The sequence below is a fragment of the Pseudoflavonifractor sp. BSD2780061688st1 E11 genome, assembly GCF_005844125.1.
GTDB classification, from domain to species: Bacteria; Bacillota; Clostridia; order Lachnospirales; family Lachnospiraceae; genus Sellimonas; species Sellimonas catena.
Map to the genome: position 1 here is coordinate 14,743 of NZ_SPHM01000037.1, position 15,291 is coordinate 30,033.

At 46.4% G+C, this 15,291-nt stretch carries 14 protein-coding genes and 1 pseudogene; 11 read left to right on the forward strand and 4 right to left on the reverse strand.

Translation table 11 applies throughout. The annotated features are described in order from the left end of the window. The first annotated feature begins 22 nt into the window (after positions 1-22). Both FGQ85_RS14455 and rlmD (FGQ85_RS14460) read left to right on the forward strand, forming a co-directional pair. A complete protein-coding gene (locus FGQ85_RS14455) occupies positions 23-967 on the forward strand; it encodes an HD domain-containing protein (protein ID WP_138373803.1) in 945 nt (314 codons plus the stop codon). Positions 968-1,107: 140 nt separating this feature from the next. Further along, the gene (rlmD, locus tag FGQ85_RS14460; RefSeq protein ID WP_138373804.1) at positions 1,108-2,514 is read left to right on the forward strand and encodes a 23S rRNA (uracil(1939)-C(5))-methyltransferase RlmD; all 1,407 of its coding nucleotides are present in this window, start codon (positions 1,108-1,110) and stop codon (positions 2,512-2,514) included. Between the two features lie 299 nt (positions 2,515-2,813). Here rlmD (FGQ85_RS14460) and FGQ85_RS14465 read toward each other — a convergent pair whose 3' ends face one another. Then, positions 2,814-4,010: an MFS transporter gene (locus FGQ85_RS14465; RefSeq protein ID WP_138373805.1), complete on the reverse strand. Its 1,197-nt coding sequence runs from the start codon at positions 4,008-4,010 to the stop codon at positions 2,814-2,816. A 148-nt stretch (positions 4,011-4,158) separates the two neighbouring features. Further along, on the reverse strand, positions 4,159-5,043 hold the full coding sequence (locus tag FGQ85_RS14470) for an AraC family transcriptional regulator (protein WP_087166766.1): 885 nt from the start codon (positions 5,041-5,043) through the stop codon (positions 4,159-4,161). A gap of 288 nt (positions 5,044-5,331) precedes the next feature. Here FGQ85_RS14470 and FGQ85_RS14475 point away from each other — a divergent pair, with 288 nt between their 5' ends. After that, on the forward strand, positions 5,332-6,831 hold the full coding sequence (locus FGQ85_RS14475) for a MerR family transcriptional regulator (RefSeq protein ID WP_171027982.1): 1,500 nt from the start codon (positions 5,332-5,334) through the stop codon (positions 6,829-6,831). A 107-nt stretch (positions 6,832-6,938) separates the two neighbouring features. After that, complete coding sequence (locus FGQ85_RS14480; RefSeq protein WP_138373807.1) at positions 6,939-7,916, forward strand: biotin--[acetyl-CoA-carboxylase] ligase; 978 nt, start codon at positions 6,939-6,941, stop codon at positions 7,914-7,916. A gap of 65 nt (positions 7,917-7,981) precedes the next feature. Here FGQ85_RS14480 and FGQ85_RS18905 read toward each other — a convergent pair. Next, positions 7,982-8,524 (reverse strand): annotated as a pseudogene (locus FGQ85_RS18905) (aldo/keto reductase); the annotation flags it as partial. Between the two features lie 137 nt (positions 8,525-8,661). After that, a complete protein-coding gene (locus tag FGQ85_RS14490) occupies positions 8,662-9,213 on the reverse strand; it encodes a flavodoxin family protein (protein ID WP_138373808.1) in 552 nt (183 codons plus the stop codon). A gap of 169 nt (positions 9,214-9,382) precedes the next feature. Here FGQ85_RS14490 and FGQ85_RS14495 point away from each other — a divergent pair, with 169 nt between their 5' ends. The 7 genes from FGQ85_RS14495 (at position 9,383) to FGQ85_RS18465 (ending at position 15,151) form a co-directional block, all read left to right on the forward strand. Further along, positions 9,383-9,715, forward strand: coding sequence for a winged helix-turn-helix transcriptional regulator (locus FGQ85_RS14495; protein ID WP_138373809.1), 333 nt, complete (start codon positions 9,383-9,385; stop codon positions 9,713-9,715). 370 nt (positions 9,716-10,085) lie between these two features. Then, the gene (locus FGQ85_RS14500; RefSeq protein ID WP_138373810.1) at positions 10,086-11,081 is read left to right on the forward strand and encodes a J domain-containing protein; all 996 of its coding nucleotides are present in this window, start codon (positions 10,086-10,088) and stop codon (positions 11,079-11,081) included. A 124-nt stretch (positions 11,082-11,205) separates the two neighbouring features. Beyond that, complete coding sequence (locus FGQ85_RS14505; RefSeq protein ID WP_243128578.1) at positions 11,206-12,801, forward strand: amidohydrolase; 1,596 nt, start codon at positions 11,206-11,208, stop codon at positions 12,799-12,801. Positions 12,802-12,949: 148 nt separating this feature from the next. Beyond that, the gene (rlmD, locus tag FGQ85_RS14510) at positions 12,950-14,107 is read left to right on the forward strand and encodes a 23S rRNA (uracil(1939)-C(5))-methyltransferase RlmD (protein WP_118637603.1); all 1,158 of its coding nucleotides are present in this window, start codon (positions 12,950-12,952) and stop codon (positions 14,105-14,107) included. A 16-nt stretch (positions 14,108-14,123) separates the two neighbouring features. Further along, positions 14,124-14,540, forward strand: coding sequence for a GNAT family N-acetyltransferase (locus tag FGQ85_RS14515; protein ID WP_118637605.1), 417 nt, complete (start codon positions 14,124-14,126; stop codon positions 14,538-14,540). Between the two features lie 102 nt (positions 14,541-14,642). Further along, positions 14,643-14,864 (forward strand): DNA-binding protein, encoded by a 222-nt coding sequence (locus tag FGQ85_RS14520; RefSeq protein WP_138373811.1) that lies wholly within the window; start codon positions 14,643-14,645, stop codon positions 14,862-14,864. A gap of 140 nt (positions 14,865-15,004) precedes the next feature. Further along, positions 15,005-15,151 carry a hypothetical protein gene (locus FGQ85_RS18465; RefSeq protein ID WP_171027983.1) on the forward strand — a complete coding sequence of 49 codons (147 nt, stop codon included), beginning with the start codon at positions 15,005-15,007 and terminating at the stop codon, positions 15,149-15,151. Positions 15,152-15,291: the final 140 nt, after the last annotated feature.

Consider the following 15,291-nt stretch of genomic DNA (forward strand, 5'->3'; position numbering starts at 1 on the left):
AGAATTTAGAAAGAGGAAAAAAATGAGATATATCAAAGAACTGCATGAAGGAGAAACCATTCGTGCCATTTATTTATGCAAATCAAAAAGAAGTGCAGAGACCAGAAATGGGAAGCCATATGACAACCTGATTCTGCAGGATAAAACCGGCACACTGGACGGAAAAATCTGGGATCCGAATTCCAACGGAATTGCGGACTATGATGAAAAAGACTTCGTGGAGATTGTCGGCGAAGTGACGACTTATAACAACAATCTGCAGCTCAACATCAAACAGCTCAGGAGAGCACAGGAAGATGAATATATTCTGGCAGACTACATGCCGACCAGTGAACGGGATGTGGAAGAAATGTACAAAGAGCTCCTTGAATTTGCGGAGATGATCAAGAATCCGTATCTGAAACAGGCTGTAGAGTATTATTTTGTGAAAGACGAGGAATTTATCCGGAAGTTTAAAAATCATTCCGCGGCCAAGAGCGTCCATCACGGGTTCTGCGGGGGCCTGCTGGAACATACGTTGAGTATTTTGAATCTCTGCCGCTATTATCTTGCAGCATATGATTTCCTGAGTGGAGATCTCCTGTATGCGGCGGCGATGTATCATGATATTGGAAAGACAAAGGAACTGTCTGCATTTCCGGAAAATGATTACACAGATGACGGGCAGCTTCTTGGACATATTATTATTGGTGTGGAAATGCTGGATGACGCAATCCGTACAATACCGGGATTTCCGCCAAAGCTTGCAAGTGAGTTGAAACACTGCATTCTTGCGCATCACGGAGAACTGGAATATGGTTCTCCGAAAAAGCCTGCACTTGCAGAGGCCATGGCACTCAATCTTGCTGATATGACAGATGCCAAGATGCAGACGATGAAAGAGCTGTTTAAGGATAAAAATACGACAGAGTGGATCGGATATAACAGACTGTTTGAGTCAAACTTAAGAAAATCAAGTTTGTCATAGAGGGAAGTAAGAGAAGCAGAACCGGAGCCCCGGATTAGAAGGACACCGGTTCTGCTTTTTCTTGTATACATGCGGAAAGTCGGGTATAATGGGCGGTAGATAATAGAACTGTGTATTATGGCACAAAAGGGGAAGAATCAATGAAGAAAAATGATTTTGTGACACTGACAATAGAAGATATCGGAGTAGGAGGAGAAGGAATCGGGAAAGCCGAAGGGATGACCTTTTTTGTAAAAGATGCGGTCGTCGGCGATGTGATTCAGGCAAGAATTACAAAGCTGAAAAAGAATTACGGTTATGCCAGGCTGATGAAAATCCTCAAGCCGTCTGAAAAGAGGAAAGAGGCAAAATGCCCGGTGGCAAGACGGTGCGGGGGATGCCAGGTTCAGGAGATGGCTTACGAGGAACAGCTGAAATTCAAGGAGCGGAAAGTCCGGAATAATCTGGAACGGATCGGTGGATTTGAAAGCACACTGCTTGATGCTGTTATGGAGCCGATCTGTGGAATGGAGGAACCATTTCATTATAGGAATAAAGCACAGTATCCGATCGGAACTGACAGGGACGGGAATCCGGTAGCCGGCTTTTATGCAGGACGGACCCACCAGATTATTCCAAACACGGTTTGTGCACTTGGCAAGGAGATCAACACCGAAGTCCTTAACATTGTCCTTGAATTTATGAAAGAATTTCATGTTACTGCCTACGATGAAGGAACGGGAACAGGGCTGTTCCGCCATGTTCTGATCCGAAGTGGATTTAAGACAGGCGAAATCATGGTCTGTCTGATTGTAAACGGAATCCGGATCCCTCATGTGGAGATACTGACAGAACGACTGACAAAGCTTCCGGGAATGACCAGCATTACGATGAACATTAATTGTGAAAATACCAATGTCATTATGGGAAAAGAGATCCGGCTTCTCTGGGGACAGGAGTATATTACAGATTATATCGGAGAAATCAAATATCAGATTTCACCACTTTCTTTCTACCAGGTGAATCCGGTGCAGACAGAAGTTCTTTACGGGCTGGCCTGTGAATACGCAGGACTGACCGGGCAGGAGACCGTATGGGATCTTTACTGTGGAATTGGAACGATTTCGCTTTTCCTTGCCCAAAAAGCAAAACAGGTTTACGGAGTTGAGATTATTCCACAGGCGATTGAAGATGCCAGAAAAAATGCAGAGATCAATGGCATTACAAATGCCGAATTTTACGTTGGAAAAGCAGAAGAAGTGCTGCCGGACTATTATAGAAAGTATGAAGAGTCAAATCCGGGCAGCCGTGCTCATGCGGATGTGATTGTGGTGGATCCGCCGAGAAAAGGATGCGATGAGACGTTGCTTGAGACGATGGTAAACATGGAACCGGACCGGATCGTATATGTGAGCTGTGATTCCGCAACACTGGCAAGGGATCTAAAGTATCTGTGTGAGAACGGGTATGAATTGAAAAAAGTACGGCCGGCGGATATGTTTCCGATGACGGTGCATGTAGAAACTGTCGTGAAATTATGCCGGAAAATCAAGGCGTCCGAAAAATAGTTTCCTGATTAAAAATGTGCATTGTGTTCATTCTGGCATTGCTGACATTCGTTTTTACGTTTATCAGATAATGTTTTAAGCATAGAAAAAACCACCCCGGAACTTTGGCTGAGTGATGAGGTGGCAATTCTATGTTAATCCTTGTTATTAGGTCAACCACTTTGTGGGCGGTTGTTCCTTTTTCTACTTACAATATAGCACATAGCGTTTTCATGTTCAAGAAAAAATTGACGACAGGCATTTGGCATACCCAAATTGAGCATATAAAATAAATCTCTTTTTGAAATTTTGCCATCCGGTTATTTCCGGATGGCACTTTTCATCCTTCGGCTCAAAACAAGTAAACAGGCTACCAGAAGGATCGGAAAGAATGTGGCGGTCAGCAGTCCTGCTTTCAGATTGCCGCCGGCCAGTTCCGAGAACTTCCCTACTATCGCCGGGCTTACTGTACCGCCAAAATCCCCTGCTAATGCTAAAAATGCGAACATAGCGGTGCCGCCTTGCGGACACTTTTGGGAAGAAAGGCTGATTGTGCCAGGCCACATAATACCAACACTGAATCCACAAATGGCACATCCGGCCAGCCCAAGAATCGGGACAGGTGAAAGAGAGGCCAGCAAATAGCATGCCACGCACAATAATCCGCTCAGCAGCATGGTTTTTGTCAGGTTCAGTTTCTCGCTCATTTTGCCGTACAGCATACGGGAAATTCCCATGAAAACGGCGAACAGGCAAGGGCCGGCCAAATCACCAATGGTTTTGGATACACCAAGAGCAGATTCTGTAAATGCAGACGCCCATTGTGCCATCGATGCTTCGGATGCGCCGGAACAAATCATCAGCAGAATCATCATCCATATCAATGGCAGACGGAGCAGTCTGCGAATAGGCAGACTTTCGCCATCTTCCACCAGACGCTCTATCGGACAAGTGAGAAACTGAAAGACATTTACCAACGGTACCAGTGCCCAGAGTAAGGTAAGTATTTTCCAATTTTCAATGCCAAATATCGCAAAAAAGAGCGTGGAACCTAAGATTACGCCCACCGCACCCCAGCAGTAAAAAGAGTGAAGCAAACTCATCACGCCATCCTTATTTTCAAAAGGGCAGGCTTCCACAATCGGGCTCACCAGCACTTCTACAAGGCCGCTGCCGATGGCATAAAATACTACCGCGAGGAGGATTCCCAGAAATGGTACAGGGAGAACTTCCGGGAGAAACGCCATCAACACAAGCCCTACGGCGGAAACGACCTGAGAGATCACCACACAGATACGGTAACCGATTATGTCGGCGAACTTGGTTGCTCCAAGGTCAACCAACAACTGGGTCAGATAAAACACAACCGGGATCAGAGCGATTTTTTCCAATGAGATCCCGTAGGTATGTTGAAAGGTCAAAAACAGAAGCGGTGCAAAGTTGGCGGCGATAGCCTGAGTGACAAATCCCATATAGCAGGCCACCAGTGTCTTTTGATATTTACGATTCCCGGACATATCACTTATCTGCCTCCGTCTGTTTGATCAGGTTTTTGTTTAAACATTGAAATTTCATGATAGCTCTCCTTTCTAGACTCGAATAAACGTATTATATAATCAAATTATTCAAAGATAAAGGCACTATAGTGTCAGGGAAAAGCATTATTTACCCGATCCGTGCGTTTGTCGGTGAATATCCGTACCTTTTGCGAAATTGACGGCTGAAGTAATTTACAGAATGAAACCCGCAGGCAAAACTGATCTCCTGCAACGTCAGTGTGGTTTCGTGCAGTAAACGCTTAGCTGTTTGCAGGCGGTACTTAATAAGCGCTTCCACCGGAGAACACCCCAGGTAGGACTGGAAACACCGGCCGGCTTCGCTTCGGCTGATATGGGCGGCACCGGCGATATCTGCCAGGGTAATCCTTTGGGCGTAATTTTCATAAATATAAGACAGCATTTTCTGGAGGCGTATCTGGGTGTTCAGTTGTACCCGTGATGCGTTGGATTTTGGCAGGGAATCAAAATTGCGAAAGATGGTTTCCAATATACAACAGATGCTGCGCTGGACCGTCATTTCGTAACAATCGGGCTGTTCCTGCATGGCGAAATACGTGGTGCGAATCCACTGGCGGACCTCATCCCACAGGTCGTTGTCGTGCCGGAACACAACAAAGGGAAGAGAGTTACAAGCCAGAATCGGCCGGATGTATTTCCGGTAAATGGTGCTGGTCTCAGGGGCAACCACTGTGCCGGAAAAAACGATGTTTGGAAAGCGATCCGGCTTCACACCTGACAATTGTCGAATTCCGTGGAGCATATTCTGGTTGATGAAAATACTGTCCCCCGGTTCCAGAATCGTATGGGTTTGCCCCACCTGAAAGTCGAGAACACTGCTTTGTGATGTGGCAATCTCAAAGTAGGGATGCCAGTGCACAGGTCCCGCACGGTTTGGCAAATCGGCAAGTTCATCGCAATAAAATGTAATGGGGAAAGTTGAACTGTCATGTGGTATCTGTTCTTGTAATTGATGGTCAAGTATGATTGGCATATTGTAGTCCTTTACTCATAGATAAGTATCGTTTTCCGGAAACTCAGCAATGGCTTTCGTCATCAGTATCCGTTTTACATCTATTATACCTTGTACAATCAAAGCGGGCAAATGTTTTCCGCCGGTCCAATGAAAAGTGCGCATTGTGACCGGTCGCTTTACATGGTAGTATATGGAAAGGAATAATCAGAGAAATCTGTATTTTTTCTATAAATCATAACTATCGCTTGACTGTAAAGTCCCTTTACCCCTTATAATTAAATATCATATCAGGGGAGGATTATGCCGATGACGATCAAAGAAGTGGAAGAACTGTCCAATATGACGCGGGCGAATATCCGGTTTTATGAAAAAGAAGGACTCATCACGCCGCAGAGGGATTCAAATGGTTACCGTAATTATACGGAACAGGATGTGGATATATTGAAACGGATCCGGCTGCTTCGGACGGTTCATCTCGGCCTGGAAGAGATCCGGTCCTTAAGTGAGAAAGAAAGTGAGCTGACAGATGTTCTTCTTATACATTTAAGGACATTGAAAAAAGAACAGAAGGATCTGGAACAGTCAAAAGCGATCTGCGAGCAGATGTGCAAAGATCGGGCAGCTTATGAAAGTTTTGATGCGGAGCATTATTTTAATTTTCTGAACAAGGCGCCTTCAGAAATTCCGGCGGAGTTAGAAGCAGACTCACTTCCAAAGGTAACAGCGCCCTGGAAACGGTATTTTGCCAGACTGATTGATGAAGCAATCTATCTGATTTTCTGGAATCTGATTCTGGCGCTTGGTTTTCATATGAATATCAGACAAACAGGATGGGCATTTGCAGTCATAGGGATCATAATGCAGTCTGTTTTGCTTCTTATGGCAGAGCCTGTCATGCTTTCAAGATTTGGTACGACACCCGGGAAATTTCTGTTTGGTTTTCGAGTGTCGGCAGAAAGCGGTGCACGGCTTACATGGAGAGAGGCTTATGACAGAACCGGGATCGTATTAAAAAGAGGACTGGGATTCTATATTCCGGTTTATGGGCTCATTCGAGAGTACCTTTCTTATAGGGACTGTAAAAAAGGAGAGATTCTTGAGTGGGAGGAAGAGACTGTTCTCACATTGGATGAACGGCATATGAGGTGGAAGGCAGCCGCTGCAGTTCTGGTACTGAGTGTACTTGACATCCTGAATTTTTTGGTGTGGCAGGCAGGTGCGCTGCCGCGGAACAGAGGAAATATCACGGCAGCACAGTATGCCGAGAATTTCAACGATATGCAGAAATTTTATCAGATTGACCATCAGCTGAATCTTCCGGAGTTTTTACCCCCGCTTGGCGATTCCAGGAAGCTGCTGAATCAGGACGGTGATTGGGAAAAGATGTCCGGAAAACCGTATATCGTTGGCACAGGAGTGGATTATCCGGAGCTTCCCGAACTTCAATTTACGGAAAAGGATGGTGCTTTGACAGAAATTTCATTTTCTTCCGAATATAAAGATGAGAACGTGGAAATTCCGGTGTATGGAGATCTGATGGCGCTGGCATCGCTTTCCTATATTTGTGCGCAGGAAGAGTACAACCTGCTGCCTTCCCCGCCTTCACGTCTTTACAGGCAGGTGAAAGAATATGGGGATCAATGCAGTGATTTTACGATTTCCGAGGCAGGGGTCACAGTGAAGGCATCGTTCGATTATAGCGGGTATGAACTTCGGCAGGCACAGTATGGAAGCAGTGATGTACTTGTGCCGGTGTATGGGAAGGATGTATATTTTCATGTGGATTTTCGGATCTGGCAGGAGTAAAACAGCTTGACTTTTTTCGCTGCGAAAAGCATAATGAAATCAGTGCAAAGTAAACGGAGGGAAACCGGGTCCAGGAGGCCCGGTTTCTTTGGCGGAGGTGGATAAAATTGACGACAAAAGAAAGTATTCTTGCTCTGTTTGAAGAGCAGAGGGGAGTTTATTTTTCAGGCGAAGAGATTGCAGCCAGGCTTGCGGTTTCACGGGCGGCAGTATGGAAGGCGGTGAACGGCCTTCGAAAAGAAGGTTACGAAATTGACGCAGTCTCAAACAAGGGCTACCGTCTTGCGGCCGATACGGATATTTTATCTACACAGGGAATTGAAAAATATCAGGATCCTGTCTGCCGGACATTGAACTTATGCGTTCTGCCGGAGGCAGAATCTACCAATACGCTTCTCAGGGAAAAGGCAAATGCAGGAGCGCCGGAAGGGACTGTAATCCTTGCCAACACCCAGACAAAAGGACGGGGGAGGAGGGGCCGGAGTTTCTATTCTCCGGCAGACACCGGTCTCTATCTGAGTATCCTGTTAAGGCCGGATGGAATGACACCGGATCAGGCGGTGAAGATCACGACAATGGCTGCTGTCGCTGTATGCGAAGCGGTAGAGGAGATTTCCGGAAAAGAGACCTGGATCAAGTGGGTCAATGATATTTATCAGGAAGGACGGAAGATCAGCGGAATTCTTACAGAGGCTTCAGTCAGTATGGAAAATGGAAGTGTAGAATCGGTGATTCTGGGAATCGGAATCAATGTTTACCCGCCGGAGAGTGGATTCCCGGAAGATATCAGAGAAACTGCAGGATCCGTTTTTGACGGGAAGCAAAATGATGGAAAGAACCGGCTGGCCGCCGGAGTTCTGAATTATTTTTATAAAGAATATGAGAGGATAGATCGTACTGATTATGTGGAAAAGTACCGTGCAAAAAGTCTCGTAGTGGGGAAAGAGATCACGATACTGTCCCCGTCCGGCGACAGAAACGCAACGGCGCTGGATGTGGACCAGGACTGCCATTTGATTGTGCAGTATGAAAATGGACAGACAGAACGGCTCTCCTCCGGGGAGATCAGTATCCGGCTTTCATAAACTGCTGCCGGAGCTGTGGGCATCAAATGAAAAGGCCGGGCAGGATGTGTCCGGCCTTCTGTAAACGAGGCCCATGACTGCATTTGTGTCCCATAGCTGTTCAGAAGATTTTTTAATTCCAGCTGTGGAAAGTACACATGAGATTCCACCTGATTTACCGCGGGAATGATTTCACAGGACCGGACAAACTCTTTGTATTTTTCAGCATCAAAGTTAGAAATCCCGATGGCACGGACTTTTCCGTCCCGCAAAGCTTCTTTGAAGGCTTCATACATTTCCGGAGCGCTTTTATAGGGCTCGTGGATCAAGAGAAGATCGATATAATCGGTCTGCAGCTCGTTCAGAGACTGTTCAATCCCCGATTTTGCTTTTTGATAGGTCGTTCTGGGACGGTAAATTTTGGTTGTGAGAAAGAGTTCTTCTCTGGGAATTCCACTTTCTTTGACTGCACATCCGACAATATACTCATTTTCATACATCTGGGCTGTATCGATCAGCCGGTAACCAAGATCCAGCGCAGTCAGGATGCTCTGTTTTCCCGCTTCCCCGCGGATATCCCAGGTGCCAAAGCCGATCATGGGCATCCGAACGTTATTATTTAAGGTCATATCATTCAAAATCGATCCCCCGCTTTCTGAATTGTTTTCTGCATTTATTATACAGAAAGCGGAGGAGTCTGTAAAATATCCAATACTTATATCATGATATGCAAAATGGGAATATCACCACGAATTTATATAAGCCTCTAGCGAATAGATTTCCCAAGCTCGTAAGCCTGCCCAAGTTCCGGTTTGCCGTCGATATCACCGATATCGCCATTTCCGCCGGCAAGGACGTGGCCGAGATTTTCCCATTTGAGATGTTCCATCAGATGGTCATAGTAGAGAAGGACATCTTCAAATCCATTTCCTTCCGCGGCCATCAAAAGCGCGGATGCACGTCCGTGTCCTCTGAGAAGGTTGCCCTCCCCTTCTTCCAGGGCAAACAGACGGTCCACAGCGGTCCGAAGCTGGCCGCTCATGTTCCAGTAATACAATGGCGAAGCCAGTACGATCACATCACAGTCCCGGACAGCCGGATAGATCTGATTCATATCGTCCTGCTGAACACAAGGACAGTCCTTGCTGCTGTGCCCGCCAAAACAGCCCCTGCATCCATGGATGTTCATGCCCCCAAGAAAGAATTCGGTGACCGTGTTGCCGGAGGCTTCGGCGCCTTCTGTAAATGATTTTACAAGAGCTGATGTGTTGCCCTTTTTGCGAGGACTTCCGTTTAAGATTACAATTTTTTTACTCATTTTTTCCTCCCTGTTATCATAAAATCTGGCTGGTTTGATTTGGAATGAGAATTGACTTTCTGCATTCCTGCTACTATAATCATAGCAAGTATAAAATAGAAAACAAGTACGCACATGAAAGTGCGATACTTACATTACAGTATAATACTTACCAAAAGGAGAGTGTAAAATGGGAAAGCGATGCATATCAAACGAATGTCTCAGCACGACCGGTTTCAGCTATACGTTATCTTTGATTAACGGAAAATATAAGATGATAATTCTTTATACTCTGATGGAGTTCGGTGTGGTTCGATTTAATGAAATGAAAAAGTACATTGGGGGAATTTCTTATAAGACCCTGAGTTCTACTTTGAAGGAATTGGAGGCAGATCAGCTTGTCCACAGGGAGGAGTACCCGCAGATCCCGCCGAAGGTGGAGTACAGCCTGACAGAGCGGGGCAAGTCGTTGATCCCGATTCTGGATGGGATGTGTGAGTGGGGAGACCAAAATCGTTTATAAGGAAACGGCCGGTCAGAGTCATTCGAAGAAAACGAGGCGGAGATACTGTCTGACTGGTTCCCGGAGGATCGTTTCGAAGCCGTAAAATTGTTTCGGAAAGTGGGCTTTCTTCCAACAGATATCAGGAGAAAGGAACTCGTTTTCGGGCAGGAAAAAGAAGCGGTGAAATATTTACTGACGAAGGAGCAATATGAGCAGAGAAAGATGAAGCAGGAAATTTGATGCGAAAATCGCATCTTGCCTCTTGACTTTGAAAAACATAGTTGTTATATTATAAATAGAACAGACGATAAGATGCCCCGGATGAATCCGGGGTATTTTCAAAGAAGATAGATAAAAGGATTGTTTTCAAAGCGGAGAGGGTGAGATTATGGCAGCAAAGAGAGATTACTATGATGTACTTGGTGTCAGCAGAAATGCAGATGCATCAACAATTAAAAAAGCATACAGGAAACTTGCAAAGAAATATCATCCGGATACGAACCAGGGAGATGCCCGGGCAGAGCAGATGTTTAAAGAGGTAAATGAGGCTTATGATGTACTGGGAGATCCGGAGAAGAAGAAGATGTACGACCAGTTCGGCCATGCAGCATTTGATCAGAACGCGCAGGGAGCCGGGCAGGGCTTCAGTGGTTTTGGAGGTTTCGGCGGTCAGAACGGCGGCTACCGGGAGTTCCATTTCGAAGGCGGAAATATGGATGATCTTTTCGGAGATATCTTTGGAGGTATGTTCGGCGGAAGCGGCAGCAGAAGTAATAGCGGATTCAGTGGCTTCCACAGCCAGGGATTTGGAGGCCGTTCCTATCAGAGCAGAGGACAGGATATCCATACAGAGATTTCGGTCAGCTTTGATGAAGCCGCATTTGGATGCGATAAGATGATCCGGCTTCAGAAAGAGGACGGTTCCATTCAGACGCTGCAGGTACACATTCCGGAAGGAATGGAGGACGGCAAGAGCATCCGGCTTCGTGGCAAGGGAGCGCCGGGAACGGGCGGCGGCCAGCCGGGAGATCTGTTTATGAAGGTTCATGTAGGAACACGTCCGGGATTTGAACGGAAGGGATCCGATATTTATACAACGGTTCAGGTGCCGTTTACCACAGCAGTTTTCGGCGGAGAAGTTATGGTGGAGACCCTGACAGGGCGTGTGCTCTGCAAAATCCGGAAGGGAACCCAGTCCGGTTCCAGGATCCGGCTGAAAGGAAAAGGTGTTGCTTTCATGAACCAGCCGTCCGTACACGGTGATCAGTATGTGACGGTACAGATCCAGGTTCCGACGTCCTTAAGTCCGGAGGCGGAGCAGAAGCTTCGGGAATATGAGGCGGCCTGTAAAGGCGGGAGGAGAAGAGGAACCTCCGCGGCATAAAGCCTGATGATAACCGGCAAATGAAAATCTGATTATGAATAAAAGGGGAAACCGCCTCCTTCCTTCTTGCAAGGGAAGCAGGGAAGGATTATACTGAATAAATCAGAGTAAGGAGGCGGCAGATTTGAAAGACTGTTTATTTGAAAACGGAATTATTTTTACATCGGACGACACAAACCTTTATGCAGATGCCATACTTGTCTCGAACGGAATGATCCAATGGATTGGAAAGAAGGAGAATATTCCGGACGGGGATTATGAGCATGTGGATCTGAAAGGGGCTTGTGTCGTTCCTGGTTTTGTGGACGCGCATATGCATCCGGTGATGCTGGCAGATTTCAGCAAGAAGATTTCCGCCCTTCCGCCGGAAGTCCATTCGATTGAGGAATTAAAGGAGAAGATCCGTCAGGTGCGGGAGACGCAGCAGCCGGGTGAATGGATTGAAGGATGGGGATACGATGAAGGCAAGTTTGAGGAGAAACGTTCGTTGAACCGTTATGATCTGGATCAGGGATGCAGCGATTCTCCGGTTTCCATCACAAGAACATGCGGACATATCCGCTGCGTGAACAGCAAAGCTCTGGAGATTGCCGGCATTACAAGGGATACGCCGGATCCGGAGGGCGGCGAGATCGAGCGGGATGCATCCGGCGAGCCGACCGGTGTTTTAAAAGAAAATGCAAGAAATCTGGTGCTTCCGTTCATACCGAAAGAGAGCCACGATGATAAGGTGCAGAATCTGGTGGATCTTGGAAATCTCCTGAAATCTCAGGGAATTGTGGCGGTCTGTGATATGGGAAATCTGGATAATGGCGACAATTTTCCGCTGTATCAGGAAGCAGCCAGGCGAGGATACTGCCAGGAGACGGCAATTTACTATATGTGGGATTATTTTGCGGACGATCCGGATTTTATCATTCCGGAAATACATCGGGATAAAAGCAGCCAGATTTTTGCGGCGGGACTTAAGCTGATTGGAGATGGAAGCGTCTCAGGAAGAACGGCCTGGATGGATAAGCCGTATCTTGGGACAACGGATGAATATGGAATTTCTACCTGTTCGGATTCATTGATGGAATCGGCCGTTGCTTTCTGTAAGAAGCATCATTGCCAGCTTTCCATGCACGCGATGGGAGGAAGCGCCATCAGCCGTGTTGTAGACCGGGCATACCGGGAAGAGAACTGGATGGAAGACGACACTCCGTATGTACGGGTGGAGCACATCACAGACCCGGCGGCAGACAGTATCCGAAAGGCGGCGGAAAAAGGAATGTTCTTTGTGACACAGCCGATTTTTATGTACGCGGAGATCGAAAGCTATCTCACCAATCTGGGAGAAGCGTGGATGAAAACGTGTTATCCGGTCCGGACCATGCTGGATCAGGGAGTGCAGCTCTGTTTTTCCACAGATGCTCCGGCCACATCCTGGGCAGTACCGTCCGACCCGTTCCCGTGCCTGAAAGCAGCGGTGACACGGCGGGCCTATGACGATACCGACTGCGGGCAGGACCAGAGGGTGGATATCGAGACGGCAGTGAAACTGTATACAAGAGAATCCGCAAAGGCAGCAGGATTCCAGAAAATCGGGCAGTTAAAAGAAGGATATAAGGCGCACTTTGCGGTGTTAGACCGGAATCTGTTTGCAGTTCCGACGGAGGAGATTGACCAGGTCAAAGTGGAGACCCTCTATATAAATGGCAAGCGCGAATATCAACGGTAAATGATTAAAAAAGAAAAAGCTGAGGCGGCGGATTGTTTTGCAGAAAATTTCTGCAGATAGATCAACCAGCCTCAGCTTTTTGCTGTTTTACAGGCGGTTTTATGATAGAATGGGAAACAGAAATAGATAAAATGATGAGAGGTAAGACATGGAAAGACAGGAATACACATGCAGTCTGCAGCAGAAAGGGTGCGGAGGCTGCCCGCTTCTTTCGCTGCCCTATGAGGAGCAGCTACGGAAAAAACAGAAAGCGATGAAAAAGCTGATGGGAAATTTCGGCAAGGTGCGCCCGGTGATCGGGATGGAGAATCCATGGCATTATCGGAATAAAGCGATTTCTACCTTCGCGGAGGGGCCGGGGCGACAGTTGATCAGCGGAATTTATGCCCGCGGAAGCCACTATGTGATTCCGGTCAAGACATGCCTTCTGCATCATCCGGCACTGGATGGGGCCGTGCGCGCAGTACGGAAAGCGGCAAGACTCTGTAAATACAAGCCGTACGATGAGGACAGAAAGACAGGACTGATCCGCCATGTACTCGTTCGCCACAGCCTTCTGACAGATGAAGTGCTGGTGGTACTTATTACAGCTTCCCCGATTCTTCCGGGTGCAAAGGCCTTTGTCAAAAAGGTACGGGAACTCTGCCCGAACGTCACGACCATTGTCCAGAATATCAATGCAAGATCCACCAGTGCAGTTCTTGGATTTTCCGAGAAGATTCTGTATGGAAAAGGGTATATTGTCGATGAATTGTGCGGAATCCGTTTCCGGATTGCTGCATCCAGCTTTTACCAGATCAATCCGGTTCAGACGGAAATCCTGTACCGGACAGCTATCGAGGCGGCCGGGCTTGACGGTACCCGGACTGTTCTGGACGCCTACTGCGGAGTCGGGACCATCGGACTTGCGGCGGCTCCTCACGCAAAGCATGTCCTGGGAGTCGAGAAAAACGGAAGTGCCGTCAGATGCGCTATTCAGAATGCAAAAGACAACGGAATTCAGAATGCCCGTTTTCTGAACGAAGATGCAACCAAGGCTATTCAGAAGATGGCGGCAAGAGGTGAAAAGGTAGATGTCGTATTTATGGATCCGCCGCGGGCGGGCAGCACACCGGAATTTCTGGATGCTGTCAGCCGTATGAGCCCGGAAAAGCTCGTCTACATTTCCTGCAATCCGGAAACCCAGAAGCGGGATCTGGAGATCCTGAAGAAAAAAGGATGGGGAGTCCGGATGATTCAGCCGGTGGATTTATTTCCACATACGGAGCATATAGAAAACATTGTGGTTTTGGGACGGAAACAGTAATAAACAGGAGAAAGTTATGATAGAAATTAAAGAGTATTCAATCTATGACGAAGAGGAAATTCTGGCATTATATTCCAGTGTTGGATGGACTGCATATACGGATCGGCCGGATACATTAAAAAATGGGTTTGAAAACTCATTGTTATGTCTGGCAGCATATGAAGGCGGTCAGATAGTAGGAATTGTGCGTGTAGTCGGTGATGGCTATACAATTATCTTTATACAGGATATTTTAGTAAATCCAGAATACCAGAGAAAAGGAATCGGGACACTGCTGGTGCAAAGTGTCCTGGAACGTTTTGATAAAGTCCGGCAGATTGAATTAACGACGGATGAAATGCCATCTACACTTGCGTTTTATGAATCACTGGGATTCAGAAAAATGTCGGAAATCGGATGCTGCGGGCTTATAAAGATTCAAAGAGAACCTTAAAAGAAATTGATATTGTTGCAGTTTTTTGCTGCATGGATCCTTATACGGAGCATATTGGCCTGAAGGGTAGTAGCTTATATATTGCTCAGGTAAAGTAGAAATGTGGCATTATTGAGAGAGGGAAACAGTAGAGCTGCAGATGATTCTGATATGATTGGAGAGAAAGATATATTATTAAAGAAGCAGGCAATCGAGAAGGCAACAAAAGAGTATAGGAAATACCAGGTACAGAATCTGTCGCCAGTTGAAGAGGAATATTTGGCAAGTATTAAAAATATTCAAAGCATAGTAAAGAAAAAGGAAATCATTGATAAAACTGAGTAGATAGTTACAAGGATATGGTTTATAATAATTCGAGGCATTAACGGGACAGAATTGGTGGAACTGGTATTAAAATATTATAAAGATTTGAATGAAAAGCATCGATTTCCCAAACCTGCACATACTATCTCCGAGGTGGTTGTATGAGTAAAAAGCAGAAAGAACAACAGGAAAGACAGAAAAATCTGAATCAGTTCAACAGTATCACGCAGAAGGTGAAGCCGGAAAATCAGAATCAGGGACATAATGTCCGGGATGAGGCGGTGGAACCGAAGAAGAGACAGATGTAGGCATCCGAAAGGGTGCCTTTTTTCAGTAAGTTAAGGGCATGTAAAATAATGAAAAGGTGAGATGTTAGTGTATAATTATTATTGGCAAAAATAGGAATTTTTCCTAAATAAAAAGGGAAGCAGAGAAAATCCCTACTTCC

What these genes read in the sequence shown, in the direction of transcription:
- FGQ85_RS14455 (WP_138373803.1), top strand. Translation starts at nt 23, where the DNA reads ATGAGATATATCAAAGAACTGCATGAAGGAGAAACCATTCGTGCCATT.
- rlmD (WP_138373804.1), top strand. Translation starts at nt 1,108, where the DNA reads ATGAAGAAAAATGATTTTGTGACACTGACAATAGAAGATATCGGAGTA.
- FGQ85_RS14465 (WP_138373805.1), bottom strand. Translation starts at nt 4,010, where the DNA reads ATGTCCGGGAATCGTAAATATCAAAAGACACTGGTGGCCTGCTATATG.
- FGQ85_RS14470 (WP_087166766.1), bottom strand. Translation starts at nt 5,043, where the DNA reads ATGCCAATCATACTTGACCATCAATTACAAGAACAGATACCACATGAC.
- FGQ85_RS14475 (WP_171027982.1), top strand. Translation starts at nt 5,332, where the DNA reads ATGACGATCAAAGAAGTGGAAGAACTGTCCAATATGACGCGGGCGAAT.
- FGQ85_RS14490 (WP_138373808.1), bottom strand. Translation starts at nt 9,213, where the DNA reads ATGAGTAAAAAAATTGTAATCTTAAACGGAAGTCCTCGCAAAAAGGGC.
- FGQ85_RS14495 (WP_138373809.1), top strand. Translation starts at nt 9,383, where the DNA reads ATGGGAAAGCGATGCATATCAAACGAATGTCTCAGCACGACCGGTTTC.
- FGQ85_RS14500 (WP_138373810.1), top strand. Translation starts at nt 10,086, where the DNA reads ATGGCAGCAAAGAGAGATTACTATGATGTACTTGGTGTCAGCAGAAAT.
- rlmD (WP_118637603.1), top strand. Translation starts at nt 12,950, where the DNA reads ATGGAAAGACAGGAATACACATGCAGTCTGCAGCAGAAAGGGTGCGGA.
- FGQ85_RS14515 (WP_118637605.1), top strand. Translation starts at nt 14,124, where the DNA reads ATGATAGAAATTAAAGAGTATTCAATCTATGACGAAGAGGAAATTCTG.
- FGQ85_RS18465 (WP_171027983.1), top strand. Translation starts at nt 15,005, where the DNA reads ATGAGTAAAAAGCAGAAAGAACAACAGGAAAGACAGAAAAATCTGAAT.